This window comes from Kosakonia sp. YIM B13571, assembly GCF_042788095.1.
GTDB classification, from domain to species: domain Bacteria; phylum Pseudomonadota; class Gammaproteobacteria; order Enterobacterales; family Enterobacteriaceae; genus Kosakonia; species Kosakonia quasisacchari.
This window is the reverse complement of sequence record NZ_JBHZPL010000010.1, coordinates 12691-39480: the sequence shown is the minus strand read 5'-3', so window position 1 is coordinate 39480 and position 26790 is coordinate 12691. Positions and strand designations below refer to the sequence as shown.

Annotated in this window: 38 protein-coding genes; 7 read left to right on the top strand and 31 right to left on the bottom strand. The window is 55.0% G+C overall.

Annotated features, from left to right (window positions below):
• On the bottom strand, nucleotides 1–879 hold the full coding sequence (gene nadK / locus ACFX4O_RS19225) for an NAD(+) kinase (protein ID WP_131413414.1): 879 nt from the start codon (nucleotides 877–879) through the stop codon (nucleotides 1–3).
• Between the two features lie 123 nt (nucleotides 880–1002).
• Here nadK and grpE point away from each other — a divergent pair, with 123 nt between their 5' ends.
• A complete protein-coding gene (gene grpE, locus ACFX4O_RS19220; RefSeq protein ID WP_165501942.1) occupies nucleotides 1003–1599 on the top strand; it encodes a nucleotide exchange factor GrpE in 597 nt (198 codons plus the stop codon).
• 46 nt (nucleotides 1600–1645) lie between these two features.
• On the opposite strand, the gene ACFX4O_RS19215 is transcribed toward grpE, so the two are convergent.
• Together ACFX4O_RS19215 and ACFX4O_RS19210 are read right to left on the bottom strand one after the other, a co-directional pair.
• Complete coding sequence (locus ACFX4O_RS19215; protein ID WP_131413410.1) at nucleotides 1646–2932, bottom strand: HlyC/CorC family transporter; 1287 nt, start codon at nucleotides 2930–2932, stop codon at nucleotides 1646–1648.
• Nucleotides 2933–2949: 17 nt separating this feature from the next.
• Nucleotides 2950–3738 carry an inner membrane protein YpjD gene (locus ACFX4O_RS19210; RefSeq protein WP_131413408.1) on the bottom strand — a complete coding sequence of 263 codons (789 nt, stop codon included), beginning with the start codon at nucleotides 3736–3738 and terminating at the stop codon, nucleotides 2950–2952.
• A 166-nt stretch (nucleotides 3739–3904) separates the two neighbouring features.
• Between ACFX4O_RS19210 and ffh the strand changes: the two genes are divergently transcribed.
• The 5 genes from ffh (at nucleotide 3905) to rplS (ending at nucleotide 7522) form a co-directional block, all read left to right on the top strand.
• Complete coding sequence (gene ffh, locus ACFX4O_RS19205; protein ID WP_131413405.1) at nucleotides 3905–5266, top strand: signal recognition particle protein; 1362 nt, start codon at nucleotides 3905–3907, stop codon at nucleotides 5264–5266.
• A 250-nt stretch (nucleotides 5267–5516) separates the two neighbouring features.
• The gene (gene rpsP / locus ACFX4O_RS19200; RefSeq protein ID WP_131413403.1) at nucleotides 5517–5765 is read left to right on the top strand and encodes a 30S ribosomal protein S16; all 249 of its coding nucleotides are present in this window, start codon (nucleotides 5517–5519) and stop codon (nucleotides 5763–5765) included.
• An 18-nt stretch (nucleotides 5766–5783) separates the two neighbouring features.
• A complete protein-coding gene (gene rimM / locus ACFX4O_RS19195; RefSeq protein WP_131413401.1) occupies nucleotides 5784–6332 on the top strand; it encodes a ribosome maturation factor RimM in 549 nt (182 codons plus the stop codon).
• Between the two features lie 30 nt (nucleotides 6333–6362).
• Nucleotides 6363–7130, top strand: a complete 768-nt coding sequence (gene trmD, locus ACFX4O_RS19190; protein ID WP_131413399.1) for a tRNA (guanosine(37)-N1)-methyltransferase TrmD — start codon at nucleotides 6363–6365, stop codon at nucleotides 7128–7130.
• 44 nt (nucleotides 7131–7174) lie between these two features.
• Nucleotides 7175–7522, top strand: coding sequence for a 50S ribosomal protein L19 (gene rplS, locus ACFX4O_RS19185; RefSeq protein ID WP_039057049.1), 348 nt, complete (start codon nucleotides 7175–7177; stop codon nucleotides 7520–7522).
• 335 nt (nucleotides 7523–7857) lie between these two features.
• Here rplS and ACFX4O_RS19180 read toward each other — a convergent pair whose 3' ends face one another.
• From ACFX4O_RS19180 to ACFX4O_RS19045, 28 genes are all read right to left on the bottom strand, one after another.
• A complete protein-coding gene (locus ACFX4O_RS19180; RefSeq protein WP_017459926.1) occupies nucleotides 7858–8052 on the bottom strand; it encodes an ogr/Delta-like zinc finger family protein in 195 nt (64 codons plus the stop codon).
• 78 nt (nucleotides 8053–8130) lie between these two features.
• Nucleotides 8131–9267, bottom strand: coding sequence for a phage late control D family protein (locus tag ACFX4O_RS19175; RefSeq protein WP_380210419.1), 1137 nt, complete (start codon nucleotides 9265–9267; stop codon nucleotides 8131–8133).
• Nucleotides 9267–9725 carry a phage tail protein gene (locus ACFX4O_RS19170; protein ID WP_131413557.1) on the bottom strand — a complete coding sequence of 153 codons (459 nt, stop codon included), beginning with the start codon at nucleotides 9723–9725 and terminating at the stop codon, nucleotides 9267–9269. The genes ACFX4O_RS19175 and ACFX4O_RS19170 overlap by 1 nt, the downstream gene beginning before the upstream one ends.
• A 14-nt stretch (nucleotides 9726–9739) precedes the next feature.
• The gene (locus ACFX4O_RS19165) at nucleotides 9740–11572 is read right to left on the bottom strand and encodes a phage tail tape measure protein (protein WP_380210422.1); all 1833 of its coding nucleotides are present in this window, start codon (nucleotides 11570–11572) and stop codon (nucleotides 9740–9742) included.
• Nucleotides 11565–11684, bottom strand: a complete 120-nt coding sequence (locus tag ACFX4O_RS19160) for a GpE family phage tail protein (RefSeq protein ID WP_017459930.1) — start codon at nucleotides 11682–11684, stop codon at nucleotides 11565–11567. Before ACFX4O_RS19160 ends, ACFX4O_RS19165 begins: the two co-directional genes overlap by 8 nt.
• 32 nt (nucleotides 11685–11716) lie before the next feature.
• Nucleotides 11717–11998, bottom strand: a complete 282-nt coding sequence (locus ACFX4O_RS19155) for a phage tail assembly protein (protein ID WP_131413564.1) — start codon at nucleotides 11996–11998, stop codon at nucleotides 11717–11719.
• A gap of 59 nt (nucleotides 11999–12057) precedes the next feature.
• Nucleotides 12058–12576: a phage major tail tube protein gene (locus tag ACFX4O_RS19150; protein ID WP_131413566.1), complete on the bottom strand. Its 519-nt coding sequence runs from the start codon at nucleotides 12574–12576 to the stop codon at nucleotides 12058–12060.
• 12 nt (nucleotides 12577–12588) lie between these two features.
• Nucleotides 12589–13770 carry a phage tail sheath protein gene (locus ACFX4O_RS19145; protein WP_380210424.1) on the bottom strand — a complete coding sequence of 394 codons (1182 nt, stop codon included), beginning with the start codon at nucleotides 13768–13770 and terminating at the stop codon, nucleotides 12589–12591.
• Nucleotides 13771–13907: 137 nt separating this feature from the next.
• Nucleotides 13908–14504: a tail fiber assembly protein gene (locus ACFX4O_RS19140; protein WP_380210426.1), complete on the bottom strand. Its 597-nt coding sequence runs from the start codon at nucleotides 14502–14504 to the stop codon at nucleotides 13908–13910.
• A complete protein-coding gene (locus ACFX4O_RS19135) occupies nucleotides 14504–15514 on the bottom strand; it encodes a phage tail protein (RefSeq protein WP_380210427.1) in 1011 nt (336 codons plus the stop codon). The genes ACFX4O_RS19140 and ACFX4O_RS19135 overlap by 1 nt, the downstream gene beginning before the upstream one ends.
• A gap of 130 nt (nucleotides 15515–15644) precedes the next feature.
• Complete coding sequence (locus ACFX4O_RS19130; protein WP_380210429.1) at nucleotides 15645–16241, bottom strand: tail fiber assembly protein; 597 nt, start codon at nucleotides 16239–16241, stop codon at nucleotides 15645–15647.
• On the bottom strand, nucleotides 16241–17332 hold the full coding sequence (locus tag ACFX4O_RS19125) for a phage tail protein (protein ID WP_380210431.1): 1092 nt from the start codon (nucleotides 17330–17332) through the stop codon (nucleotides 16241–16243). Before ACFX4O_RS19125 ends, ACFX4O_RS19130 begins: the two co-directional genes overlap by 1 nt.
• 156 nt (nucleotides 17333–17488) lie before the next feature.
• Nucleotides 17489–18097 (bottom strand): phage tail protein I, encoded by a 609-nt coding sequence (locus ACFX4O_RS19120; protein WP_380210433.1) that lies wholly within the window; start codon nucleotides 18095–18097, stop codon nucleotides 17489–17491.
• Entirely contained in the window at nucleotides 18090–18998 is a 909-nt protein-coding gene (locus tag ACFX4O_RS19115; protein WP_380210435.1) for a baseplate assembly protein, read from the bottom strand. The genes ACFX4O_RS19120 and ACFX4O_RS19115 overlap by 8 nt, the downstream gene beginning before the upstream one ends.
• A 4-nt stretch (nucleotides 18999–19002) precedes the next feature.
• Nucleotides 19003–19350 (bottom strand): GPW/gp25 family protein, encoded by a 348-nt coding sequence (locus tag ACFX4O_RS19110; RefSeq protein ID WP_131413579.1) that lies wholly within the window; start codon nucleotides 19348–19350, stop codon nucleotides 19003–19005.
• Nucleotides 19347–19982, bottom strand: a complete 636-nt coding sequence (locus ACFX4O_RS19105) for a phage baseplate assembly protein V (protein ID WP_380210437.1) — start codon at nucleotides 19980–19982, stop codon at nucleotides 19347–19349. Before ACFX4O_RS19105 ends, ACFX4O_RS19110 begins: the two co-directional genes overlap by 4 nt.
• Nucleotides 19983–20059: 77 nt before the next feature.
• Complete coding sequence (locus ACFX4O_RS19100; RefSeq protein ID WP_380210439.1) at nucleotides 20060–20527, bottom strand: phage tail protein; 468 nt, start codon at nucleotides 20525–20527, stop codon at nucleotides 20060–20062.
• Nucleotides 20490–20735 carry an Rz1-like lysis system protein LysC gene (gene lysC / locus ACFX4O_RS19095; protein WP_380210441.1) on the bottom strand — a complete coding sequence of 82 codons (246 nt, stop codon included), beginning with the start codon at nucleotides 20733–20735 and terminating at the stop codon, nucleotides 20490–20492. The genes ACFX4O_RS19100 and lysC overlap by 38 nt, the downstream gene beginning before the upstream one ends.
• A complete protein-coding gene (gene lysB / locus ACFX4O_RS19090) occupies nucleotides 20623–21048 on the bottom strand; it encodes an Rz-like lysis system protein LysB (protein WP_380210443.1) in 426 nt (141 codons plus the stop codon). Before lysB ends, lysC begins: the two co-directional genes overlap by 113 nt.
• Complete coding sequence (locus ACFX4O_RS19085; protein WP_380210445.1) at nucleotides 21045–21554, bottom strand: lysozyme; 510 nt, start codon at nucleotides 21552–21554, stop codon at nucleotides 21045–21047. Before ACFX4O_RS19085 ends, lysB begins: the two co-directional genes overlap by 4 nt.
• Complete coding sequence (locus tag ACFX4O_RS19080) at nucleotides 21529–21759, bottom strand: HP1 family phage holin (protein ID WP_017459945.1); 231 nt, start codon at nucleotides 21757–21759, stop codon at nucleotides 21529–21531. The genes ACFX4O_RS19085 and ACFX4O_RS19080 overlap by 26 nt, the downstream gene beginning before the upstream one ends.
• Nucleotides 21750–21953, bottom strand: coding sequence for a tail protein X (locus ACFX4O_RS19075; RefSeq protein ID WP_380210447.1), 204 nt, complete (start codon nucleotides 21951–21953; stop codon nucleotides 21750–21752). The genes ACFX4O_RS19080 and ACFX4O_RS19075 overlap by 10 nt, the downstream gene beginning before the upstream one ends.
• A gap of 210 nt (nucleotides 21954–22163) precedes the next feature.
• Complete coding sequence (locus tag ACFX4O_RS19070) at nucleotides 22164–22349, bottom strand: hypothetical protein (RefSeq protein WP_131413586.1); 186 nt, start codon at nucleotides 22347–22349, stop codon at nucleotides 22164–22166.
• Between the two features lie 74 nt (nucleotides 22350–22423).
• Nucleotides 22424–24478, bottom strand: a complete 2055-nt coding sequence (locus tag ACFX4O_RS19065; protein WP_380210449.1) for a replication endonuclease — start codon at nucleotides 24476–24478, stop codon at nucleotides 22424–22426.
• Nucleotides 24479–24700, bottom strand: coding sequence for a TraR/DksA family transcriptional regulator (locus ACFX4O_RS19060; protein WP_380210451.1), 222 nt, complete (start codon nucleotides 24698–24700; stop codon nucleotides 24479–24481). It abuts the gene before it with no gap.
• Entirely contained in the window at nucleotides 24700–24927 is a 228-nt protein-coding gene (locus tag ACFX4O_RS19055) for a DUF2732 family protein (RefSeq protein ID WP_380210453.1), read from the bottom strand. Before ACFX4O_RS19055 ends, ACFX4O_RS19060 begins: the two co-directional genes overlap by 1 nt.
• 67 nt (nucleotides 24928–24994) lie before the next feature.
• Complete coding sequence (locus ACFX4O_RS19050; RefSeq protein ID WP_131413590.1) at nucleotides 24995–25333, bottom strand: DUF5347 family protein; 339 nt, start codon at nucleotides 25331–25333, stop codon at nucleotides 24995–24997.
• A gap of 38 nt (nucleotides 25334–25371) precedes the next feature.
• On the bottom strand, nucleotides 25372–25749 hold the full coding sequence (locus ACFX4O_RS19045) for a hypothetical protein (protein WP_380210455.1): 378 nt from the start codon (nucleotides 25747–25749) through the stop codon (nucleotides 25372–25374).
• A 115-nt stretch (nucleotides 25750–25864) separates the two neighbouring features.
• On the opposite strand from ACFX4O_RS19045, the gene ACFX4O_RS19040 reads away from it, so the two are divergent.
• Complete coding sequence (locus tag ACFX4O_RS19040) at nucleotides 25865–26713, top strand: phage repressor protein CI (protein ID WP_380210457.1); 849 nt, start codon at nucleotides 25865–25867, stop codon at nucleotides 26711–26713.
• The last annotated feature ends 77 nt before the right edge of the window (nucleotides 26714–26790 follow it).

Below are 26790 nucleotides of genomic sequence, written 5' to 3'. Positions count from 1 at the left end.
TCAGAACAATTTTTTCGACCAGCCTAGTTTTGAGCTTAACGTATTGAAGTAGCTGTAATCTTTTGGGTGGATAAGATTGAGATGGTAATCGCAGCGGCGGATTAGCACATCTTCACCTTCCTGAATCGGTAGCGCGATTTGGCTATCGCAGCTCACCTCAAGATCGCTGCGGCGATGGGAAAAACGCAGGCGAATGGTACTGCTGCTATTAATCACCAGCGGGCGCGCAGACAAAGTATGCGGGAACATCGGCACCAGCGTGATGGCGTCCAGCGATGGCGTTAGAATTGGCCCGCCGGCGGAGAGCGAATAGGCTGTGGAACCGGTAGGCGTGGAGATAATCAGCCCGTCCGAACGCTGGGAAAAGGCGAAAACTTCGTCAATATAGACTTCAAATTCTATCATATGGGCAACTTTGCCCGGGTGCAGCACCACTTCGTTGATCGCGGTGCTAATGCGCTTCTGGCACTCTTGCTGGCAGACCTGCACTTCCAGCAGAAAACGTTTTTCAGCGATATAATGCCCCTCCAGCACATCAGCCAACTGTTGCTGCGCGTTGTCAGGATCGAGATCGGTGAGAAAGCCGAGGTTGCCACGGTTAATGCCAATAACCTTGATGTCATAGCGCGCCAGGGTGCGCGCCGCGCCCAGCATATTGCCATCGCCGCCGACAACCACCGCGAGATCCGCTTGCTGGCCGATTTCAGCCAGTGTGCCAGTTCTCACATTATTGAGCTGCAGTTCCTGGGCAATCTGTTGTTCGACAATGACGTCATAACCTTTGGCGCTTAACCAGCGATATAACATTTCATGTGTGGTCAGTGCGGTAGGGTGCCGTGGATGCCCGACAATACCAATACACTTGAAATGATGGGTCATTTTCTGGTGGTCCTTGTGGCGAATGAAATGATGACAATCTGTCACGCTCCCTTGAATCCCGGAAACGGATCCCCATAATAATGCAGGTTGGCGAAATGAATGCAAAAAAACGCGGAGAAATTCATGAGTAGTAAAGAACAGAAAACGCCTGACGGGCAAGCCCCGGAAGAAATTATCATGGAACAGCACGACGAAGTTGAGGCAGTTGTTGAGTCTGACGATTCTGCTGGGCAGGTGGATCCGCGCGATGAGAAAATTGCGAACCTTGAAGCGCAGTTAGCTGAAGCGGAAAGCCGCGAGCGCGAAACTGTTTTACGCATTAAAGCGGAAATGGAAAACCTGCGTCGCCGTACCGAACAGGATATCGAGAAAGCGCATAAGTTCGCGCTGGAGAAGTTCATTAATGAACTGTTGCCGGTAATCGATAGCCTGGATCGTGCGCTGGAAGTGGCGGACAAAGACAACGCCGAGATGGCACCGATGGTTGAAGGCATTGAGCTGACGCTGAAAAACATGCTGGATGTGGTGAAAAAATTCGGCGTGGAAGTGATTGCTGATACCGACGTTCCGCTGGATCCAAACGTGCATCAGGCGATTGCCATGGTGGAATCTGAAGAGATTGCCGCCGGTAAAGTGCTGGGCGTGATGCAAAAAGGTTACACCTTAAACGGCCGCACCATTCGCGCTGCGATGGTGACCGTTGCTAAAGCGAAGGCGTAACCTTTCCAGATAAAACCCTCTCCGCCCGGAGAGGGTTTTTTTTCGCTTATTCTGCGACGCTTTCCCGCAGCGCTTTGATTGGAATCACCTGCACCTGCTTAATCATATTGTCCTGCACATCGAGAATATCGATATCGTACTGTTCAATACGTACGCGCGTACCTACCGCCGGGATCTCTTCCAGCGCCTCCAGCAGCATGCCGTTAATGGTGCGGGCTTCGTCTTCCGGTAAGCGCCAGTTAAAGGCTTTATTCAGTTCGCGCACGTTGGCGCTGCCATCGATGATCACCGAACCGTCATTTTGCGGCGTGGCTTCATCTGCCAGCGCAGGCGACATGGACGTGGTGAAATCACCGACAATCTCTTCCAGAATATCTTCGACCGTCACCAGCCCCTGAATATCGCCATATTCATTGACCACCAGGCCGACTTTCTTTTTATTGCGCTGGAATTTCACCAGTTGCACACTCAGCGGCGTACCTTCCGGGACATAGTAGATTTCATCGGCGGCGCGCAGCATCACCTCTTTGGTGAACTCGTTTTTTTCCGTCATCAGCCGGTAGGCTTCGCGCACGCGCAGCATGCTGATGGCGTCATCCAGCGAATCGCGGTAGAGCACAATACGGCCATGCGGCGAGTGCGTGAGCTGACGAACAATGGCTTTCCAGTCGTCATTTATATCAATGCCGACGATTTCGTTGCGCGGCACCATGATGTCGTTAACGCTGACCTTTTCCAGATCGAGAATGGACAGCAACATGTCCTGGTTGCGGCGGGAGATTTGCGAGCGTGATTCATTCACGATGGTACGTAACTCATCTTTACTGAGTGCGCCGCTGACAACTACATCGGCTTTAATTCCGACCAGCCGCATCAGCACGCGGGTTACGCCATTGAGCAACCACACCAGCGGCAGCATAATCACTTGCAGCGGTACCAGCAGGAAACTACTGGGAAACGCCACTTTCTCCGGGTAGAGCGCAGCGATGGTTTTCGGCAACACTTCTGCGAACACCAGCACCACAAAGGTCAGTACGCCGGTGGCGATAGCGACGCCAGCATTTCCGTACAGACGCATGCCAACAATGGTGCCAATTGCCGATGCCAGAATATTGACGAGGTTGTTACCGATAAGCACCAGGCTTATCAGGCGGTCGGGTTTACGCAACAGCTTTTCTACGCGTTTTGCCGCGCGGTTGCCCTGCTTGGCTAAGTGGCGCAAGCGGTAGCGGTTGAGTGTCATCATTCCGGTTTCGGAACCGGAAAAATAGGCCGAAACCACGACCATGATGATTAGCGTAATAATCAGCGTCGTGGTGGAGATGTGTTCCAGGGGGAACTCCTTTCTGTTTAGCTCACGAACTGCTGCAGGATGCGGCTGCCAAAGTAGGCCAGCGTTAAAATCCCCGCGCCTGCAACGTTGAACCAGACGACCCTGCGGCCGCGCCAGCCCTCATGGTAATGGCCCCACAGCAGGACGATATAGACAAACCAGGCGATAATGGAGAGCACCGCTTTGTCGATATTTTCCATGCTGAACAGGTTCTGCATAAAGAACAGGCCGGTGCAGAGCGTCAGCGTCAGCAGCACTACGCCAACCTGAGTAATGTGGAACATTTTGCGCTCAATCACCATTAGCGGCGGCATTTCGTTGCTGAACGCCAGCCGTTTATTCTTCAATTGGTAATCAATCCAGGCCAGTTGCAGCGCGTACATTGCCGCAATGATCAGTGTGGCATAGGCGAAGAGCGACAGGCCAATATGCACCAGCATGCCAGGCGTGGCTTCCAGATGGGTGATGTACTCATTGGGCACAAAAACGGCGAAAGCGAGGTTGATTAACGCGAAAGTATAGACAATCGGCAACAGCAGCCAGCCGCGATTCTTCGATGCCACAATGGTCATCACCGTACAGATCATCAGACTGACCAGCGAACCGACATTCAGCAGGCTCAGGTTTTGCCCGCCGTCATCCGGGAACAGGCGCTCTTTCAAACCGAAACCGTGGCAAATAAGTGCGATTACCGCCGAAAGGATAGCCATTCTGCGCCAGCCGCTGTTTTTTTGTAACAGGCTGGGAACGATCAGCGCAATGCTGATTGAGTAGGCGACAAGAGCGATCAGGGCAAAAACGGGCATAGGATGTCGGCAGTTGACTGAAGAAGAAAGGAAAGCAGTATAACGTTAGGCGACGTTGGCTCCAACAGTTGCATCACATACAGGAGCAATGTCTTCATGTTATACTGCGAGAAATTTCTGTTATGCGTCGCGCTGGCGGCCATCGTATCACCTCAGGCGAGAGACAATGTTTGATAATTTAACCGATCGTTTGTCGCGCACCCTGCGCAATATCAGCGGCCGTGGACGCCTCACTGAAGACAACATCAAAGACACCCTGCGCGAAGTGCGTATGGCGCTGCTGGAAGCGGACGTTGCGCTGCCAGTGGTGCGTGATTTTATCAACCGCGTAAAAGAGAAAGCGGTTGGTCATGAAGTAAACAAGAGCCTGACGCCCGGTCAGGAGTTCGTCAAAATCGTGCGCAACGAACTGGTTGTTGCGATGGGCGAAGAGAATCAGAGCTTGAACCTCGCTGCGCAGCCGCCGGCGGTGGTGTTGATGGCGGGTCTGCAAGGTGCGGGTAAAACCACCAGCGTCGGTAAGCTTGGTAAATTCTTGCGCGAAAAGCACAAGAAGAAAGTGATGGTCGTTTCTGCCGACGTTTACCGTCCGGCGGCGATCAAACAGCTGGAGACGCTGGCACAGCAGGTTGAAGTCGATTTCTTCCCCTCTGACGCCGCGCAAAAGCCGGTGGATATCGTTAACGCCGCGCTGAAAGAAGCGAAGCTGAAATTTTACGACGTGCTGCTGGTGGATACCGCCGGCCGTCTGCACGTCGACGAAGCGATGATGGATGAGATCAAACAGGTTCACGCGGCGATTAAGCCGGTGGAAACGCTGTTTGTCGTCGACGCCATGACCGGTCAGGATGCTGCAAATACTGCCAAAGCCTTTAATGAAGCGCTGCCGCTGACCGGCGTAGTGCTGACGAAAGTGGACGGTGATGCTCGCGGTGGTGCGGCGCTCTCTATTCGCCATATCACTGGCAAGCCGATTAAATTCCTCGGCGTTGGTGAGAAAACCGAAGCGCTGGAGCCGTTCCACCCGGATCGTATCGCTTCACGCATTCTCGGCATGGGCGATGTGTTGTCACTTATCGAAGATATCGAAAGCAAAGTTGACCGCGCGCAGGCTGAGAAGCTGGCGAATAAGCTGAAGAAGGGCGACGGCTTCGATCTGACCGACTTCCTTGAGCAATTGCGGCAGATGAAAAACATGGGCGGCATGGCGAGCCTGATGGGCAAGCTGCCGGGCATGGGGCAAATCCCGGATAACGTTAAAGCGCAAATGGACGACAAGGTGCTGGTGCGTATGGAGGCGATCATTAACTCCATGACGCTGAAAGAACGCGCCAACCCCGACATCATCAAAGGTTCACGTAAACGCCGTATCGCCGCCGGCTGCGGTATGCAGGTGCAGGATGTGAACCGTCTGCTCAAACAATTCGACGACATGCAGCGCATGATGAAGAAGATGAAAAAGGGCGGAATGGCGAAGATGATGCGCGGCATGAAAGGGATGATGCCGCCTGGTTTCCCGGGTAGATAATATCGGCCTGGCTTATTGGCCATTTTGACGCCGGGGTGTGCTCGAAATGCTCACGTACTACGTGTACGCTCCGCTTTCTGCGCGCACGCCGACGCCAAACTGGCCGCAATGCCAACGGCCTCACTCCTCACAGTTTCGTAACTGTCGATTGCTTTTTAGCAAAAAATGAGTAAAATTTTCGGGCTTTTAATATGACGCCGGGCTCCGTTCCTCGATGGGGCCTGGTGTTTTATTCACACAAGAGGATGTTATGGTAACTATTCGTTTAGCACGTCACGGCGCTAAAAAGCGTCCGTTCTACCAGGTTGTTGTTACTGACAGCCGCAATGCACGTAACGGCCGCTTCATTGAGCGCGTTGGCTTCTTCAACCCGATTGCTTCCGATAAAGAAGAAGGCACCCGCTTGGATCTGGATCGCATTCAGCACTGGGTTGGCCAGGGCGCTACCGTTTCCGATCGCGTTTCCGCGCTGATCAAAGAAGCACAGAAAGCAGCTTAATCTGTCACGGTGGTCATGATGAGCAAGCAACAAGCCGCACCGGTCCCTGTCGAGCCAATTGTTGTCGGTAAGCTGGGGTCTTCTTACGGAATTCGTGGTTGGCTCAGAGTGTTTTCCTCCACCGAAGACGCCGAAAGCATTTTTGACTATCAGCCCTGGTTTATCCAGAAGGCGGGTCAGTGGCAGAGCATTGAGCTGGAAAGCTGGCGCTACCACAGTCAGGACATCGTCATCAAACTGAAAGGTGTTGATGACAGAGATGCCGCGAATCTTCTGACCAATTGTGAAATTGTCGTCGATTCCGCGCAGTTGCCGGAACTGGAAGAGGGTGACTACTACTGGAAAGACCTGATGGGCTGCCAGGTAGTGACTACTGAAGGTTACAGCCTCGGTAAAGTCGTCGATATGATGGAAACCGGGTCGAATGACGTTCTCGTCATCAAGGCAAACCTGAAAGATGCATTTGGTATCAAGGAGCGGTTGGTTCCGTTCCTCGATGGGCAGGTTATCAAGAAAGTCGATCTCACTACTCAAACCATTGAAGTAGATTGGGATCCTGGTTTTTGAACCTCCGGATATACGGTAAAAGACGGCGCTATGTGGATTGGCATAATTAGCCTGTTTCCTGAAATGTTCCGCGCGATTACCGACTACGGGGTAACTGGCCGGGCAGTAAAAAATGGCCTGCTGAGCATCCAGAGCTGGAGTCCGCGTGATTTCGCTCACGACCGGCACCGTACCGTGGACGATCGTCCTTACGGCGGCGGACCGGGGATGTTAATGATGGTGAACCCGCTACGGGACGCCATTCATGCAGCAAAAGCCGCGGCGGGCGAAGGCGCCAAAGTGATTTATCTGTCGCCTCAGGGGCGCAAGCTTGATCAAGCGGGCGTCAGCGAACTGGCAACGAATCAGAAACTGATTCTGGTGTGTGGTCGCTACGAAGGGATAGATGAGCGCGTAATCCAAACCGAGATTGACGAAGAATGGTCTATTGGCGATTACGTTCTCAGCGGTGGTGAGTTACCAGCGATGACGCTGATTGACTCGGTTTCCCGGTTTATTCCGGGGGTACTGGGACACGAAGCTTCGGCAACGGAAGATTCTTTTGCCGATGGGTTGCTGGACTGCCCACACTATACTCGACCTGAAGTGTTAGAAGGGATGGAAGTACCGGCGGTGTTACTGTCGGGGAACCATGCCGAGATACGTCGCTGGCGTTTGAAGCAGTCGCTGGGCCGCACCTGGCTTAGAAGACCTGAACTTCTGGAAAACCTGGCTCTGACTGAAGAGCAAGCAAGGTTGCTGGCGGAGTTCCAACGTGAACATGCACAACAGCAACAGAAACATGATGGGTCGGTTTAAGAAACTACCCGAATATCAGTTTACCCAGGATAAGAGATTAAATTATGAGCAACATTATTAAGCAAATTGAACAAGAGCAGATGAAGCAGGACGTACCTTCCTTCCGTCCGGGTGATACCGTGGAAGTGAAAGTATGGGTTGTTGAAGGTTCCAAAAAACGTCTGCAGGCATTCGAGGGCGTGGTTATCGCTATTCGTAACCGCGGTCTGCACTCTGCATTCACTGTTCGTAAAATTTCCAACGGCGAAGGCGTTGAGCGTGTCTTCCAGACTCACTCTCCGGTAGTTGACAGCATCTCTGTCAAACGTCGTGGTGCCGTTCGTAAAGCTAAACTGTACTACCTGCGTGAGCGTACTGGTAAGTCTGCTCGTATCAAAGAGCGTCTTAACTAATAAAACGCACGCGCTACATCCAAAGCGTGTTGTGAAACAAGGGGTTGGCGTAATGCCAACCCCTTTTTATTGGTCACAGAAAAGCGCGTCCTGTAAGTAATCCCGTCAACAGATTCTGGTGTCGAATTTTTATCTTTGGGTTTCCTTCTCACAAAACGGGCAGACGCTTCTTTTAAGGTTTCGTTATGTCTCAAGGGCGAAGCCAGAGCGCTTTCTGTATCAGCGTTTTTTACTTTCTGTGATCGCACCGTGCCCACGTCACTATCTTTTCATTACCCGCTATCGATGCCGAAATAAAAAACCTGCTGACGCAGGCTTTTGAGTATTTCGCCGAATTATTTCCCGGCGTGGGACGCGCTCACTTGCAGCGCCGGCGGACGGACAATATAACGCGCCAGCGACTCATGGGTGACGAACGTACAACCGCAGTGAATATTCTGGCACTGATGGTAGCGCTCTTTGGTTTCAGAACTGAGGTAGCGACTGGAGCGCGCGTGCGCCGCTTGTTGGCATACCGGGCAATGCATCATGGTGGTTTCTCCCTCGTGTATATGCCAGCTATATTATCTCTTTAACTCGCAAATGCAAGTTAAAGAATGCATTTGACGCTACTCTTCCACTTCATATTCAACGCCATCAACTCGCACCTCCAGCTCCAGTTGGCTAATAAAACCATTACTATTAATGCCATGTGTCACTTTTTTAATCACCCAGGGTGTGTTGTTGATCGCATCTTTAAAGCCTGAAACATACACAGGGCTTTCTGCAGAGATATCGGTGCGCCCCTGAGCGAGAGTGAGCGTAAATTTTGCCGCATTACGCTGGATCTCTTGCCACTGCGCTTCTGCAGCCCGCATGGCTTCATCTTTAGACGCGTACGTCGTCGGCAGGGTAAAGACATTATCTTTTGAGCCAGCGGTGTAATCCGTCACTTCTCGTTTTGCATCGCTGGTTGTCGCGGCTTTGCGCGTCAGTTTTATCTGCTTCGTCTGCGCTTTTGGCGCTTTGGTATCTTGCCAGTGGGCAATAACACCGCTGTAAGCTGCGCGATCGGCAAGGGTAAACTCGTGTGAATCGCCATCGCTGCGGGTGATCGTTACGGAAGGAACAATCTTGCCGCCCCGAACGCACATGCCTGGAACAAGGAAAATCAGCGTACCTGATTTCACGGCGATTTCGGCACCGTTGCGAGTTGCCAGCCGGGTAAGAAAGCCGATGTCGGACTCATTAGACTGGTCGATATGGGCGATTTTTATATTTGCCAGCGCTGGCGCGACACTGGCGCTCAGTGAATTACGCCAGGCGATATCTTTGACTACTTCGCCAAGCGTTGTGTCATGCCATGACCACTCTTTTGGGCTGTTCATATTACCGCGAAAATCGACGCTGCGGCCGGTAACAATCACCTGATCCGGCGTCCCCTTGTGCGTCACCTGATCGATGGTAAACGTGCCCATATTGGTGAGCAGTTCTCCCTGCCGACCAATGGCGACTCTGACTTCATTACCGCGCTGCGGCATCTGGATTTTCCCGTCGGCATCATCCAGCGTTAGCGTTAATGTATCGGCCTCAAACCCGCGATTATCGGTGACAGTCAACGCTATCAGGCGAGGCGCGATATCGTAGGTAATGTCTTTTGCTTCCTGTTTTTGCGCTTGCTGCGGATCGTGCTGTTTCTGCTTTAGTTTCAGCGTAAACAGGGGGACACTCGTTCGCCCCAAATCCTGGGTGAGTACGTCAATCATCACAAGTTCCCCAGCATATTCGTCGCGCTCCTGAGCAGGTGTTCACCCTGCTCCTGAAGGTCGCCCGCCAGGGCGACCAGCGATTCATCAACACGCGTGAGTTTCAGGGTGAAGTTGATTTTGCGCGGTGAACCGTCGCTGTAAAACTCAGAACCTTTTTCGATGACGCTGCTTATGACATACATGCCATAAATCATTCCAGTTCCGTCAATAAGCGGCCACGAACGACCTTGATCGGCCATCAGCCGGACCGCCGCGAGCGATAGCACACCGCCAGTCAGTTCCGGGTAGAGTGCGCCAGTGATATCAATGGTTTCTTCCCCAGGACCGAGATACTGGAACGCCGCGCGCTTACCCACGCGCGCGTTGTTCTTCCAGTTAAACGCTGAGGTACGATCCATATTCTGGAACGGCAGCGTCTGCCGCATGAAAACAAAAAGCCCCAATGCCAGCATCATAATGCGAACTCTCCTTACGGGTTGAATTGGGATAAGGCGTTGTTGCGCCGGCTAGCGGCATCCTGGCGGAACAGATCCTGCAAATAACGTTCGTTGTTGCTGCCCGGTGTGACATCGCCCTGTAGCGTGACGTTATATTCCGTACGGCTTTGGTCGAGGTAAGAACTCCCTGTAGACGGGCGCGCCATCTGATAGGCGTTGTACCCCGGTTGTGAACTGGTGGGCTGGATATAACTGGATACGCCTCCCGTGGCGGGTTGCTCGAACGACGGTTTAAGCGCCAGTGCGGGTTTTTTATCGATAATGCCCAGCGTCTCCAGCAACCCCATGGCGCTCTCGCTGAGTGAACGGAAGAGGTTCAGTGGCCAGGTGAATGCATTAACAAGTACTTTACCGACAGTCTGCCCGACGTCGCCGAATTGTGTGAGCGTCTCCTCGCTGGCCTTGATTGGCGTCAGCAGCTCGCTGAAAGTGTCTTTCACCGTTTGCAGTGCACTGCCAATGGCATCGAAAACCGGCTGTAATGGCGCAAACATTTCTGCAATAGGGGCAAATGCCGCGACGATCCCCTCAATCACGCCGCTAAAAAAGGCGCTGATGGGCTCCCAGTATTTATAAATCAGCGCGGCTCCAGCGGCGATGGCGGCCACCACGGCAACTATTGGCCATGTGAGTCCGCCGAGCACCGCCATGATCCCGCCACAAACGCTGGTAAACACGCTGCCAAAGGTCGTAGCAATGGTGATAAGCGTGCTGATCCCTGTAAAGACCGGCGCAATTACGCTCGCCACGGTGCCGATTGCCCCGGCGATGCCGACGATCACCGTCGCAATCAGACCAAAGCTCTGCACCAGCCCCTGGTTGTTTTGTACCCACTGCTGAAGCTGCCCGAGATAACCGGTCGCGGTCTGTACCAGCATGCGCAGCGACGACTCCTGGGTGGCGAAAATATCCACGCTCAAGGATTGATAGGCCGCCTGTAACGCTTCTAAATCCGTGCCAAGGTTGCCGACATTATTCTGCATCGCAGCCGCCGGAGCAGGAGCGCCGGTACTATTGTTTCGGGCAGCGACAGCCGATGCGAGGCTCCCCGCGCTCTGCTGCTGGCTTGCGGCTGCGGTGCCCGGCGCTGCGGTGTGAGTTTGCAGAGTTGCAACAGCGCTGCCCGGTGTTGCAGGTGGCACGGCTGAATGCGTTTGCAGCGATGCTTCATATCCCGGCTGCAACAATTTTTTGCCAAGATTAAATCCGGTGGTCGCTATCGACATCCCGGTCTTGCCGACGGCGGATACTTTCCCCGCCACGCCCAAAATCGACTGTTGGCTCTCCTTGATTTTCACCAGCCGCTGCTGGCGGTTCTCCTGCTTTAACGCTTGCTGTTGGCTCGACAGCTGCTCGGTAGCGCTGCTGATGTTCTGCTGCAGGCGTTGTTTCGCTGTTGCAGGCGCACGGGTACTGATCCCCGCTTGTTGCAATGTTTGCCGCTGGTTTTTCACCGACTGGCGTAAACTGTCGTGCTGCTGTTTCAGCGCGCTCACGTTGGCGCGCGCCTTATCCAGCGCGGTTATCTGCGCTTCACTGGGTTTATCGATTTTTTTCAGTTCGAAGGCCAGCGCCTGCGTGCTCGCTTTGGCGATCTTTAGCTGCTGGCTAACGCCGTTAAGTGCGCTTTGTGTGCGGGTAAATCCGTCAATCTGCGCAGCCTGGCTATACAGGCCACGCAGGTTTTTCTCCGTCTCTTTGATGCCGTCAGCCAGCGATACATTTGCCGTCTGCAGGGATTGAAAGGGCCGCTTCGCCTGATCAACAGCAGCGAGCAGGGCCTCGATATTAACGCTGTTACTCATATGTGTTTCCGCTTCGCTGCAGCGCTTTTTCGCGCCAGGTGATGAGTTCGCTCAGACTCAGGGGATAGAGCTCTGATGGCGGCCAGTGGAAGATCACCGCGATATCCGCCATCAGATCGTCAACCGACAGCCTGGCCGGAAAATTTACTGTCCCGAAGCTGGTGACAAAAAACCGACCACCTTGCCCGCCAGTGCAACCATATCGGCCAGATCCAGCGCGCCCACTTCCTGCTCGGTAAGCGAAGGCGAGGTAATACGTGGCAGCACTTTAATCAGCGCGTCTACTTCGGCATTTGCCACCGCCGCCAGACTCAGACCGCGCAGCGTACCGGCGTTGGGTTTCATCAGCGTAAGCGAGTCGATAAGCTGCTCGCCGCGTTTAATCGGGGTTTGCAGGGTAATGACGTTATCAGTTTCGTGGCTCATACAAATCCTCGTTGCTTTTGCGGGGGAAAACCCGGCCAGCCAGGCTGACCGGGTGGGCATTACAGGCCGATATTGCGGCGGTGCTGTTCGAGACGATCGACGCCGTTCACTTTTTCAACCATGTTGACGGTATCGATTTCCACCAGATCCTTGCCATCCATGGACAGCTTGAAGTAGGTGCAAACCACGGAGATTTTGGATTCCGTATCTTCACCCGGCTTGTTTTCGCCAGTGTCGATCTCTTTCTGGCGGCCACGCATAACCACTTCAACCGCCACCGTTTCACCGGTGTCATCGCGTTGGTAAGAGCCCGCGAAGCGGATCGGCACCGCGTCGGCACTGGTTGCGCCATACAGTTCCCAGATGGCTTCATCCGGGAAGCCGCCCAGCGACCACTCCATTGACATCGCCTCTTCATCGAGCCCCATATCAATCGGTGCGACGCCATTCATGCCTGCACCGCGGTAGTTTTCCAGCTTGCGGGTCAGTTTCGGCAGCGTGATAGATTTGGCGACACCCTGGTAGCTGTAGCCATTGAGGAACACGTTCATGTATTTCAGTTTTCGCGGCATTGCCATTTATCAGGCTCCTTAATTGCTGTTAACCGAGGAAACCAGGTTCGCCAGGTACTTATCGGTGATGCGCTGGCGTAAGGTCAGGTTTTCCAGTGGCGGGACCGGCGTATAGTCATAATCGATATACAGTTTCCCGGCTTTCAGGGTTTCGGCGTCGTTCGCGGACTCGTCGAACCAGCAGGTCGCATCCACGATGTAACCGTTGCTTTTCAGCTCGCGGAATTTCGCGTTAATGCCATCAATGATGTCGCGGATAAGCGTTGCGGTAATCGGTTTGTCCACCGCCCACATATGCGCGTCTGCCATGGTGTCGGCAATGACCTGCGCGGTGCGGGTGTAGTTTTCAAACAGGAACAGCGGATCATCCGAGCAGGTACGGTTGCCCCAGAAACGGAAGCCGTCTTTACGAATCAGCGTAGTGACGCCTGCCTGGTTCAGCAGATCTGCATCGGTGCCGGATTCCTGCAAATCCCAGAACACCGGTGTGCTGATGCCGGTCACGCCGTTAACGCCGACGTTAGACAGGGTTTTGTGCCAGCCAACAGACTGGTCGATATAAGCGCGCAGGCCGAGTGCGCGCGCAGTGGCATATGCCGTGGTACTGGCGTTAGCGACGGTATCCCAGGCGAGGAAGTCCGGCCAAATCACCATCAGCTCGCGCTGGCTGAAATTCTCGCGGTACTTAATCGCTTCCGAAATGGTTTTGCAGCCCCATGCGCTGACGTAACCGAAAGCACGCAGCTTCTGGCAGATGGGGGCCAGCGCGGTTGCGACTTCCTGGGTGTCGTAACCCGGCACGCCAAGAATACGCGGTTTCACGCCGGTCACCGCTTCAGCGGTCAGCAGCGCTTTCAGGCCGGTGTATTTCCCGTTTGCATCGGTAGTGCCGATGATGTTGGAAATCGTCTGCGCCTGGGCATCGTCGCCGCTACCTTCCGCGACACGTACCACAACGATCACCGGTTTCGCCTGATCGGCAATCGCCTGTAAGGACGATGCCAGCGTACCTTTGGCGCCCGCTTTGGCAATGGCGCTTTGCACGTTAGTGATAAGCACCGGTTCATTCAGTGGAAAGGTTGCCGCATCGGCGTCGCTGGCCGTACAAACCATGCCGACGATGGCGGTTGAGACAGTGGAAATGACGCGTGTGCCGTCGTTAATTTCAACGACCTGAACGCCATGATGGTAGTCACTCATCCGTTTAACTCCGTGGTGTTGGGGTGAGAGCTATTTTCCAGAACACAGCGCTAACGCGCTATTTGTCGGGGTTGGCGTGGGGATGAAACAACACGGTGGACAAAAAAAACGGGCCGGGGCCCGTTGGATGTTATTTGTTATTGCGGTTTTTCCGGCCAGGAGATATTTGGTGCCGTTGCGGTGTCCACCGTCTGGAGCTGTTTGATGTATTGCAACCATTCAATCAGCCGGGCTTTGTCGTCATCACCGATAATGCCGAGCTGCAACTCGGTCTGCCACAGGCTGATGGTGTTTTTGGCTTCGTTGAGCAGTTGCGTTTTTTTCTGTTCCGCCCCGGTGACAAGCGCTGACTGCTGTGCGGCGTTATCGGTCACCCATTTGTTGCCGTCCCACTTATCGTAAGGTGTCGCCGGTGAAATCGGTGTGGTGTTTGCCGGGTAATCACCCAGTTCGCTCAGTTGCGTCTCTTTCCCGCTTTGAATGTCATAGATTTTTTCGCCGCGATGATCGGCAACGTATTCCCAGCTGCTAAAATCTGCCTTGCGGCAAACCGCAAAACCACTTTTCACCGCGAGCGGCGCATCAATGGCAGCGTTTGCCGGAATGCCAACGCCGACAGCCAGGTACTCCACCGAGCTCGAACGATATTCGCGTGTATCGGCGGCAAAGTTATAGACGGTTTGCTCTCCGGCAATGGTGGCAATCAGGTTCTGATTCAGTGTCGCTTGCGTCATTATGCAGCCCTCACGATGTAGTTAAATGCGATGTTATGCGGGCGATTTTCATTAGCAGTAGGTACTGCCATGGATGCGTTAAATCCAATGCCGTACCCACCCGCTTTAGATTCCACCGAGCCTCCTCCGTGAGCAAAACTTGCGGCGCCAAATAATGCACCTCGTCCATCTTGCTCATATCCATAAGGTGCAGTGCAAGGAAGCATGCCGGTAATATTGCGAATCGCGTCGCCCTGGATACTTAATAGTGACCGTCCGGCATCTAAGGAACCATCGTCCGCCCAGCCGCGAATAAACTCGCCACGCAAATCAGGCAAATATCCAGACGGAAATCCTGCGGCGAGCCCCGGATATTTTGCCTTATCAAACTCGGCACCATTACATTTGAGCCACCCCGTCGGCGGTGTCGCTGAAGGAAAAGGTAGCGGTACGCCGACAGGCGTAAATTTTGCAATATTGGCGATTTGCAGGTATTGCGGGTGCGGATCAACAGCGGCAAGATGTGCGGTCAGCAGATTATCGGAATAGGCTTTTACCTCGATAACTTTATCATCGACATATTTACGCGTCGCCAGCACCACCGACGGGTCGATTTTCAGCGTTACCGCAGCCGTTGACGAAACAATCAGCGCCATACGAATCGTTTGCGTGCGGCCACTGCCTTCCTGTAACAACGGCTTGTACGTTTCCGGACAGTTGGCAATGGCAATCAACACGCCATCGTCATCAAAAAGCCCCATTTCGCGGATCCAGTAACCCCCTTCGTTTTCCGGGATCACCTGTTCGGCAATGATCTGATTTGCGTTGGCCGTATCGACAGTGAGCGTGTTCACCGCACCGATGCGCTTCTGGTTGAGCAACTGGGTTTGTGTGGCGTCGGGCGTTGGCAGGGAACCATTGCCGTCGCCGACGGCCATTTGTGTGATATGGATTTGCGTGCCAAGCGCGGTGGCTGCTGCCAGCTTCGCTGCACCTTGATTGGTCAGAATAGCGTAATATTTCGCGGTCATGCGTTCACTCTCAGTTGTCGGAAACGTGGGCACTATTTTCCGGTGAGCGCATCAGGCAGGGCTATCGGTTGGGGTTGGTTTGCAGGCAGGACAACTGCAAATGAAAAAACGGGCCGTAGCCCGTCTGGTGTTATTGCGGCTGTTGCGGCCAGTTGATATTCGGTGCCGTTGCGGTATCCACCGCCTGGAGCAGCTTGATGTACTGCAACCAGGCAATCAGCCGGGCTTTATCGTCATCGCTGATGATGCCGAGCTGCAACTCGGTCTGCCACAGGCTGATGGTGTTTTTTGCCTCACTCAGTAACTGCGTTTTTTTCTGTTCCGCCCCGGTGACAAGCGCCGCCTGCTGTGCGGCGTTATCGGTTACCCATTTGCTGCTGTTCCACTTATCGTAAGGCGTCGCTGGCACAAGCGGCGTAACATCTGCTGGGTAATCGCCCAGTTTATCCAGTTGCTTCTGCTTGCCGCTGGCGATCTCATAAACCGTTTCGCCGCGATGATCGGCAACGTATTCCCAGCCGCTAAAATCTGCCTTGCGGCAAACCGCAAAACCACTTTTCACCGCGAGCGGCGCATCAATGGCAGCGTTTGCCGGAATGCCAACGCCGACAGCCAGGTACTCCACCGAGCTCGAACGATATTCGCGCGTATCTGCTGCAAAGTTGTAGACGATTTGCTCCCCGGCAACGGTAGCAATCAGGTTCTGATTCAGTGTCGCTTGCGTCATTATGCAGCCCTCACGATGTAGTTAAATGCGATGTTATGCGGGCGGGTTTCCGCGCCACCGGTATTTTCCATCCAGATATACGTCCATGCCCGCTTGCCAGGCGTAACGGAACCATCCACGCCTTCACTGTTTTCATCTGTAAAAGCAATAATTCTTACGGTCGGCGTAGCGTATTCGTTAATAAATCGGTGGTTATGCGCTCTCAATTCATCGGCCTGTGCCGAAAGTAGTGTTCGTCCGGCATCCATGCCACGCCCATCATCCCAGCCACGAAGGAACTCGCCGCGCAGATCGGGAATAACACCGGATGGGTACGCCAGCGCCAGTTTGGGATATTTGGCTTTATCAAACGCCGCGCCATTACATTTAAACCAGCCTGCTGGCACCGTTGCCTGCGGCCAGGCAACGGGGGAGCCCACAGGGAAAATGCCATCGTAGTCGGCAATGACATCGCGAACATATTTGGTATTAGCTATCTGCTGGCCATAGTTGCCGATGTGCGTATCCGGGGCGGTAGGCACGCCGGTAAATACCGGGCTGGCAAGCGGTGCATATTGCGGATGCGGGTTGGCAGCGGCGACATGCTGTTTCAGCAGATCGTCCGAATAGGCCTTCACTTCGATAACTTTATCATCGACGTATTTACGCGTGGCCAGCACCACCGATGGGTCAATTTTCAACGTCACGGCTGCGGTCGATGAAACAATCAGCGCCATGCGAATCGTCTGCGTGCGTCCGCTGCCTTCCTGCAACAACGGTTTATAGGTTTCCGGGCAGTTGGCGATGGCAATCAGCACGCCGTCATCGTCGTAAAGGCCAATTTCACGGATCCAGAAGCCGCCTTCGTTCTCCGGGATCACCTGTTCGGCAATGATCTGATTGGTGTTATTCGGATCAACGGAGAGGCGGTTCAGCGGGGCAATTCGCTTCTGGTTAATCAACTGAGTTTGCGCCGCATCGGGCGTGGGCAGTACGCCATTGGCATCGCCGAGCGCCATCTGCGTAAGGTTAAGCTTTGTGCCAAGCGACGCGGCGTTCGCCAGCTTCGCGGCCCCCTGATTGGTCAGAATGGCAAAGAATTTTGCAGTCATGCGTTAACTCTCAGGTTGTTGGGTGATGAATCAGTGCAGAAGTCATTTTCCGTTCAGCGACAGGCGAACGCTATCAGGCGGAGTTGGCTGCCCGCTGGCACAACGAGGCGGGTATAAAAAAACGGGCCGCAGCCCGTTTTGTCTGATGTGGCGTGGTTAAGAGATGATGACATCATCAATCAGGTGAACCGCTGAAGCAGGGTAATACTCACCGCCGACCGTGATCTCTTCCGGTGTGTAGGGGTAGACGGTCAGCTCTTCGCCCAGGTAGCAACCGGCGCCGACATAAAACTCCCCGTTGCTGCTCAGGCTGATATTTAACCCGGTCAGGTGGCGGCTCGCCGGTTTGGCATCATTAATTAGCCGCTCCAGTTCGAGGTACATCTCTTCGGTAATGCCGTTCTCCTGCACGCCAATCACCAGTTTAAAGGTGCCCGGTTCGGCGTTGTCCTCCCACCATTCGCGCAGCTCAATCAGAAAACCGAGTGGCTCAACCACCCGGCGTAGCGCGCTGCGCGTACCTTTGTGCTGATGAACGAAGAATGAAGCGGCAATCACTTTGCGCTTGGTCGCTTCGGGCCAGGTAAAATCCCAGCGGTCGACAGAGAGCGCCCAGGCCAGATAAGGCAGCAGCTCCGCCGGGCACGTTTGTGGATCCCACAACGTGCGCAGCGGCACCGGCACGCGCTCAATGTCTGCCGCCGCTTTTGCCGCTGCCACCTCAAGAACGGATGAGCCAACAGGCAACAGACGGTCATCACTCATCAGTGCCTCCGGCGGTAATGCTCCAGGCTGTGCAGTAAGAGGCCTGATTTTTTGCCAGCACCAGATCGCTTTGCGGTGTGCTCAGTTCTACCCGCTGTACGCCTTCGACATGCAGCGCGGCGTAAATCGCCGACTGGCGGATATCGCGCCCTAAACGCCGTTGCGCGTTGATATAGGCTTTTAGCTGCTGTTCAGCCGCCTGGCGAATCGGTTCCGATTCCGGCCCTGGGTAGAAGTAGAGCGTGGCGTTAATCTGGTAGGGCACAATCTCTGCGCTTTGCACCGTCACGCGGTCGCCCACCGGGCGCACATCTTCGGCGTTTAGTGCTTTATTCACGATGGCGATCAGTTCATCGCTGGCACTGCCATCTCCCTCGCGGGACAGCACGGAAATGGTGATATACGCCGGGTTCGGGCTGATGACCGAGATATCGGCAACGCGTCCATCGGCGCTACGACCATGGTACTCGTAAGCGCCTTCCGGCCCGGCGACGCTTAGCCCTTCAAACGCTTGTTGCGCGCGCAGACGCAGATCTTTATCAGACTCCATCACCGCTGGCGTTGGTGGAATGGTGCTGTCGTCGGCGGGCAAAATCACCAGCCGTGCCGTGTTGCTGTTGGCGGCCATTACATCCAAATCGTTGCCGGCGGCGTAAGCCAACATCACCGCGCGGGCCGCTTCGTTAACGCGGCTGCGCCACATCACTTCACGGTAGGTGTTCTCTTGCAAAAACTTGGTCAGCGGTTCGGACTCCAGCGCCAGCGTGCGCGCCAGTGCTTCTTGTTCATCGGCGGGAAACAGGGAAACCAGCGTCGCTTTGCGGTCGTTGAGGATAGCCTCATAATCAAGCTCCTCGACCACATCCGGCGCTGGCAGTTGGCTCAGATCGATAATCGGCATGGTTTTAACTCACTGGAAGGGTTAATGAAAGGGATTCGCCGGTGCTGGCGAGTTGCGCGGTCAGGTTGACCAGCAATTTGCCGTCGAACTGGCGCTCGGTGGTGACCGCGCTTAACGTGATGCGCGGCTCCCATTTCAACAGCGCCATGTAACAGGCGGCCTGGATTTGCAGCGTCAGCGCCGGGGTTTGCGGCTGGTCGATCATCTCAAACAGCAACGAGCCGTAATCGCGGCGCATTACTCTGGAGCCTATCGGCGTGCGCAAAATATCGCTGATGCTCTGGCGGATGTGCTCGGTGTCGGTAAGACGCTTGCCGGTGCTGCGGTTTAACCCGCTGTAACGAACTGTCATAAAGGCGCTCCTGTTGTGCCGCCGCTATCGCCGGGGTGTTTATGGGTATGCAACACTTTGCCGTTGGAGGTGAGAGATCCGCCGCTGTGCTCGATGTTGCCGCTCATCGTGCCGCCTTTTTGCACCTCCAGCGTGCCGGTGATGAGCTTGTTGGTGCAGACCACTTCCGGCGTATCCAGCGTGATGCGGGTAGTGGCTGTCACCCGCACGTCCGGCACGGTGGCGGTTAGGGATTGCGAGGCGCTGATGGTGGCGGTTTTAATGCCGCTCACCGTTAACGCGCTGGTTTTCGGTTCATATTCGACGACAGCGCCATCGGGAAAGGCGACATGTAAGGCCTCGGCGGATGCCGAAGGGGCCGGATTGTCATCGGAGAAGATCCCCGGCAGCACGAACGCGGTGTCGAGTTCGCCGCCGACCGCCAGCAGCAAAACCTGTTCGCCAACGGAGGGTGCCCACCAGCTCCGTGAATGTCCGGCGCGGTGCGTTAACCATTGCAACCATTGTGTTACGAGGCCACCGGTCTGCACCCGGCAGCGCCCGCTGTTCAGATCGATATCAACGATTATCCCGGTGCGGATCATATTGCGCAGCAAACGGGCCAGTTCCTGAAGCGAGAGTTGTCTATTCATAACGGAAATCATCCTATGCGTTACGGGCGTTGAGAAACGGACAAGGCTGTCCGGTTTTTGACACAACGCAGGGCGATTCAGGCAGGCCAGCGGCTCACCAGCTCACCGTTGATATAAAGCTCGGTCGGGCGAGTCACAAACGCGGGTGGCAGCGGTTCCGGCAGCGTTTCAGCATGCAGCGTACCGTCAATTTCCGTCACTCTGGTGCGCTCAGTTAGTTGCAGCACCATTGTCAGATCCTGCGTGCTATCGGTATTCGCTACCAGCGACCAACTGAAGCTGCCTTTGCGACCGGCTTCGGCGGTGAGGATGTCGGGCTGGTTATCACGTAGCCATGCCATCACCGGCACAAACAGCGCATCGATATCACCGGCAAAACCGCTGACGGCGACATTGAGGCTGAACTGTTTTTCAAATGACAGAGAGTTGGCGAGGGTGGCGGTATTACTGCCTTTGTCCACCCACAGGCGCAGCATTGAGGGGTTATCGCGCAGCGCCGGAACGGCGTCAGTCAGCGCGGTGCGCAGCGTATTGGGTTTTAGCATTGATCTCATCCTGGCAATGTTTAAGGGTTTCGACCTGGAGCGCACACTGTTCCAGCGCGAACTCCAGTCGGCGGATATCGGCGCTCAAATCGCCGTTAGTTTGCGGAGTACTTCCCGGCATCGGACACAGGCTGACCAGCGGGCAACTGTTGTAAACAGTGACCGGCGGAAGGGCAGGCGGGGCGCTGGTGCACCCGGCGCACAGCATCAGGTAACTCAGCGCTGTACCAGCGACGAAATGCCTCATTTTCATTGAGTAACCTCGTAATAGATTGTTCGCGCCGCACCGCTTGCGTGCTGGCGGCATCCAGTTGTAAACGCAATGCGACCTGCGCCTGCTGGTTTTTATCTGCCAGCGTTGTGGCGGCGCTCAGTTGCGCTTTTAGCTGCGTGATGGCGCTGTTTTGCTCACGCGCAAGCTGGCGGGATTGCGCCAGCGAGGCGCTCAGCGAATGGTTTTGCTGCACCAGCCACAGCAGGCCCAGTGAGGCTACCAACAGGGCAATGAGGCGAACATTCATTGCGCCCCCTGCAGGCACCAGCCGCGTTCGCGCTGGCGGCGGTTTTCCAGCCCGGCGTTACGCACGCCCTTGATAAACACCCAGCGCGGCAGCTGATCGCAGGCCTGTTGCCACTGTTTTTTGGTGAGAAAATAAACCAGCGTTGAGCGGCAAGCCGCGCCGCTGCCAACGTTAAAGGTGAAGCTGACCACCGCGTCATACACCTGCGGCGGCATCGTTACCGGTGCGCACTGTGCCAGCCTGCTCTCAACCTGTAATACGTCGGCGACAAGGTTGCTCGCCGCCTCTTTTTCACTGATATCGCGCGTTGGTATAACGCCCGCAGTGTGGCCAATGCCGGATGTCCAGACTCCGGCGCTGCACTGGTAGGGGCGCAGGCGGCAACCTTCAAGATTGGCAATCAGCGCCAGCCCCTGCGGCGAGGTTTTCAGTAAGCGGAAATCTGGCAATAACACCGCCAGCGCCAACACCGCCGCCGCGCTACAGCGTTTTACGGGTAATCCCATTCATCACCTCCTGGGTTGACGCGCAGGACTGGAGGAACAGATAGCTTTTGCGGCGGTAGTACCAGTTCACCGCCACGGTAACGGCAACGCCCAGCGCGCCAAAATAGGCGGCGAAGTCTTGCGGGGTCATGGCGCCAAAAAAGGTCAGCGCCACGCTTATCCAGTACGCCAGCGATGAGGTGACTTTTTCGATGGTCAGCCCCATAGATTCACCGTCTCTTTGATAGTTTGCGTCTGTACTTCCGGCAGGTTGACCGTGGTGCCATAAGGCAAAATAACGCCCAGATCGGCGAGCCCTGGGTTGGCGGCGAGCACCGTTTCGACCATTGATGCGGTACGCCCGTAATAACGCAGGCAAAGGAGGTCGAGGGTATCGCCTTGTTGTGTTTTCACATTCATCGTTCGCGTCTCTTTCCATCAGGAAGGTTTTTCCCCATGGTTAAGTTTCCTGACCACAGGCGATGGACGCTATCTTTCGGGGCTGGTTAAGCGCTGGCACAACAGGTGTGCGCAGGGAGAAAAGCAAAGCACAAATGCACCAGGCAGCACTGCCGCTGGCGCATCAAGGGAAGGGCAGCGCTAACTGCCGGGAGGGGATGTGGTGGGGCGCTATTCGGCCTGGTAGAAAATGTTTTCATCCTCGTCGGTGGTGTTTTCGCTGTTGGCCAGGTCCGCAATCAGACTCAGCGCCAGTTTCAGATCGGACGGTTTGCAGTTAGCCAGCAAAGACACCTCGGCAATGAATTGCACGCATGCCCATTTGTGCTGAGTCTGATTTAGTCGCTCAGAGACCATGAATCCCTCTCATGAATTTCTTGTACTGTATGTTTATACAGTATCATAGGCCGATTATTAATGGGAAGCGATAATTATTTCTTTCCATCTCTATGTTGCTGATAAAGAAAACCATTGTGGCTTTCTGGTAGCGCCTCAAACCCAGTGTTTCCAGCTATTTCCCTGATATTTCTGCCAGTACAGATAGCGCTTTTTGGCGTGTGTTTGCGCGCCTGCAGAATATCGCTGCGCAGCCAGGCGGTAAGTTGCCGACGCTGGCGCCTGTTTAACCGCTTACCCGGCTCGAAGGGCGTACAGTTATTGACAGAACTCCAAGAAAGGGCGGTGTTCGGCACGTTTTCCTGCGCACGCTTCGGCACGATCTTCCACTTTTTCAGCCGCGTCAGCAGCGGCGAACCGCTCCCAACCGCGTTGTCATACACTCCGCGTACGCGCAGCGTCTCTTCGCCATACTGATTCATATCGCCGTCTGCTTCATAAAGGGTGCGCACCTGCACCTCATCGCGTTTAACGAACGGCCCACCTTGCGCGTTGACATAACCTGCCCAGTCGCCGCAATCGGCGGCTTCATGCACCTGTGCAAATTCCACGCTTAATCCGCGTGCGGCATCGTTATCGGTCAGTTTGCGTAGCTCGCGATAAACGGTGACCGGCGCGCCGCCAATAAACTGAAACTGGCGGATACGCCAGCGCGTGGCCCATGCACAGACCGCGCAGGCGCTCTCTTTTAGCAATGCACCGCTCTCAACGTCGGTTTCGCCATCCAGCGCATAACCGTCGATATTTTTAGCGATATATTTCGCCAGATAACCCGTCGCGCTGCCTTTTAACGCATCGATAATTTCGGCGTGAAAGCGTGCCTGTTGCGCTTTCGCACTACTCAGCTCGTGGTGGTCTTGCTGGCAGGCGAAATCACGCACGATCTCGCGCACGCGGGAAACCTCCTGCGGCTGCATAAACAGCAGCAGGTGCCAGTGCGGAGTGCCGTCGTGATGGGGCTCCGCCACGCGAATGCCGAAAACGCGCAATCCGTTGCGGTGCAGCTTCGCGCGGATTCGCGCCCACAGACCGGTGAAATAGCTCTGGGTTTGCGCCGGGCTGGCACCGTTCCATTTCCGGTTGCGGTAGCCCGCGCGCGTTGTCGCGTGCCAGGCCGAAGGCGCTGTCAAGGTGTAAAACTCGCCTACGTAGCCGAGGTTTTGGCAGAGGGTTTCGAAACCGCGAAGGCGCGTCATTAGCTCACAGCGTCGGATCGCCGGGTTGGCGACTGAACCGTCGTGTTTATCGATAAGGCTAATGCGATTTCCCTCTTCATCTTCCAGCTCCATGCTTTTGAGAAACTCACGGTTGCGCCGTTTTTGCTCGCGCCAGGCGGTGACGCACTGCGCGCTGGCGTAGGGCTGCTTTTTCTTGCTGACATTGCCAAGTGCAATATGCAAATGCTCGCGCCACTGCGCGGCGGCTTTGCGCAGATGTCCGCGCCACCACTGTTCGCTGAACAGGCGCATGATTGCCGGAGCGATATCTTCCGCGCTGACGACTTTTTGCGTTACGCGCTGCCAGTGCGGCGGGGTAACGTTAAATTGCAAGGCGATGGTGCCTGCGTGCAGATACCAGCGATGCAGCGTTTTCAGCTCCGTTGCGCTTGTGTCGTCGTGTTCTGCCAATTCGCCACGAATAAAGTTGGCGATGTCTGCCGCCAGCCTGTCGACAGGGGCTTTGTTCATATCCGGCAATTGGTTATAGCGGCTAAACAGCGAGACTAAGCGGTGCGCCAGCCCCTGCTGAATAACCGTGTCGAAATGACCATTGAACACCGCTTTGGAGACGCGCGGCTGTAAATGGCTCAGTTGATAGTGCTGTGCCACCGCGTTGATCCTTGGCAACATTCGGCGGTAAAAATGCAGCAGAAAAGCCTCAGCACGCGCCATGCCGTGCTCTTTTTCTATCGTATCCGCTGCACGGGTGAGCGAAATGCGCACGCACTCCGGCTGTAGCGCCAGCGCCTGACGCGCCTGCAACACCGCCGCAATATGACGATTGCGGCGATGCAGCTCAGCATGAGTGAGCAAGGGGCTGGAGATAGCTGAACGCGGCGCATTCCACGGATAAGCCCAGGTGACGGACACTTAGCGTCTCCTGTAGTGCTTGTCTTTCTGTTCGGCAATCTGCTGGCAACAAACGCAACAGGTTACGCCGGGCAGCGCCATACGCCGCGCTTGTGGAATTGGCGCATCGCAGCTTTCACACGTCAGCCTTGAGGGGGCTAACAAGCGATTACGCGCATGCTGAATATGCCGTTCGCGCTCTTCTATCTCGCGTTGCTGGGCGAGATCCATTTCGTCGGCCATTAGTGCAACTCCTGCGCCTGGTTGTCGATGTGGCTGGCTTCCTGGCGCAACAATTCAGCGGCATCGTGCCATTCAAGGCGTTGCGAGGTGATGAATGCGGCCAGTGCGTCCAGACGGGCAGAGATAACGCCGGCGCAGCGCAGACGCTCAATGTTACGCGCTTGTGCCAGTTGAAGCGCGAGCGCTTCCGGGCTGTGGTTCGGCGAGTTGAGTGGCTGTTTTCTCATTGTGTTTCTCCTTAATTTGGGCAAAGGGATGCCCGACGGGTTGACGTCATGGTTGTGGATTTAGGGTTTACAGCGGCATGGTGAGCCGTTTCGGAAACTGGCTTACTACTGCGCGGAAATGGTTCATGGCGGCGATCACCGCCCGTTTCTCATCACGCGTTAATGCATGCGGGTTGAGCGCCTGGCGCGCGGCAGGCACTCTGGCGAGAAAGAAAATTGCCGCCAGCGCCCGGTTATTCTCTTCTGCGTGTTCATCGCGCTGGTCACGCAGATCGTCGATAAAGCGTGCCACGTCGCTCCAGTTATCGCCCCATAAGCGCCCGCGAAGTTCGGCGATATGGTTCAACCCGCTTAGCCGCTCTGACGTGTTAAGCGGAACATGCACGACAGGGGATGTGATAGCCATAAACCCTCCTGTGATAGTGTTGGCTTGCAAAAGCAAAATCAGCATGACGCCATGCCGAAAGTGCGTTTAACGCCGTGGCGGCACTTTTCCTGGTGAGTAAAGGCGAAGCGCAGGGTGCTGGCATTCATCTGCACATCGCGACATTTTGCGGTGCCGTGGGTGTCAGATTCGTTGTCGATAAGCCGACTCAGCGATATGTACTTAGCGTATTGCTGATCCCGCTGACATTCGCTCTGGCTATGGATTGCCGCGGGTACTTTTTTACTCATTAGCGGAAGTATCGATACGCGAATCGATGCATACGGCACCGGAAAGAGGGTTGGCAACCATGTCTTTGTCCGGCTGTGCGAAAAACGCCTGGATTGCATTTGAAAGCCGGATAATGGATGCGACGGCGTTGATTTTGCATCTGACATATCGCATTATCTCCTGTTGTTTAAAATGTACTGCGAAGCTGTGCTTTTTGGTCGATGCATAGCAATATAAATCGCAAATGCGATTGTGTAAATCACTTTTTCGATGTTGGTGTCCATGAGTGAAAATAAGATGAGTGTTCAAGATGTGATTGAGCGCATTGCCGCGTCCTATTCCGTCTCCAGCCAGAAGGCGCTCGCGGAGGCGCTGGATGTGCCGGCGAACAATATCAGCAGCTGGATCCAGCGCGATAGCGTGCCGTATAAAGCGGTGGTCAAATGCGCACTCGACACTGGCGCAGACCTGCACTGGCTGGTGAATGGTGAATTTGCAAATGCGAAATTAACCGATAAGCCAGTGCCGAAAGGCAAAGCGCTGTACGACGAAATTTTGTCGACCGGCGGGCGTCCGGTGCTGCGCCGTATCCTTGATGCGTACGGGTTCGAGATGCAAAAAGAGCTGGGGGATTTACTGGATATCTCTTCCGGCACCATCAGCACCTGGGTGCGACGTGAGTTTTTCCCTGGCGATGTGGTGGTGACTTGCGCACTGGATACCGGCGTCTCTTTAGGCTGGCTGGCCACGGGCAAAGGCGAAATGTACCCCGCAGCGGCGGACACAGTGCAAAATGACGCGGCGCTGAGCATTCCGAAATTTCGCCATGAATCTGGCGAGCTAAAAGAAGCGGGAGTCTGGTCGCTGGATCGCAGCCTCGCACCATCTTCCACCGACGGCCTGAATTTTATTGAAGGGCTGAATGCGGGCTGGCTGGTGGATACTCGCGCGCAAAAAATTGGCAACGGCCGCTGGTTTATCAGTATTGACGATACGCTGGATGTGTTTGATGTGGTGCGTCTGCCGGGCGGCAAAGTGCGCCTCACCAACGGTGCGGTGGATTTTGAGTGTGCGGTGGCGGAGATCATGCCCTATGGCGTGGTGGTCTTCACACTGGAAAAACATGTCTGAGGGCTGCGACTCGGCACGCAGAAAAACGACAAGTAAATTAACTTTCTGGTGATGTTTAATTTACAATGCCGCTTCGA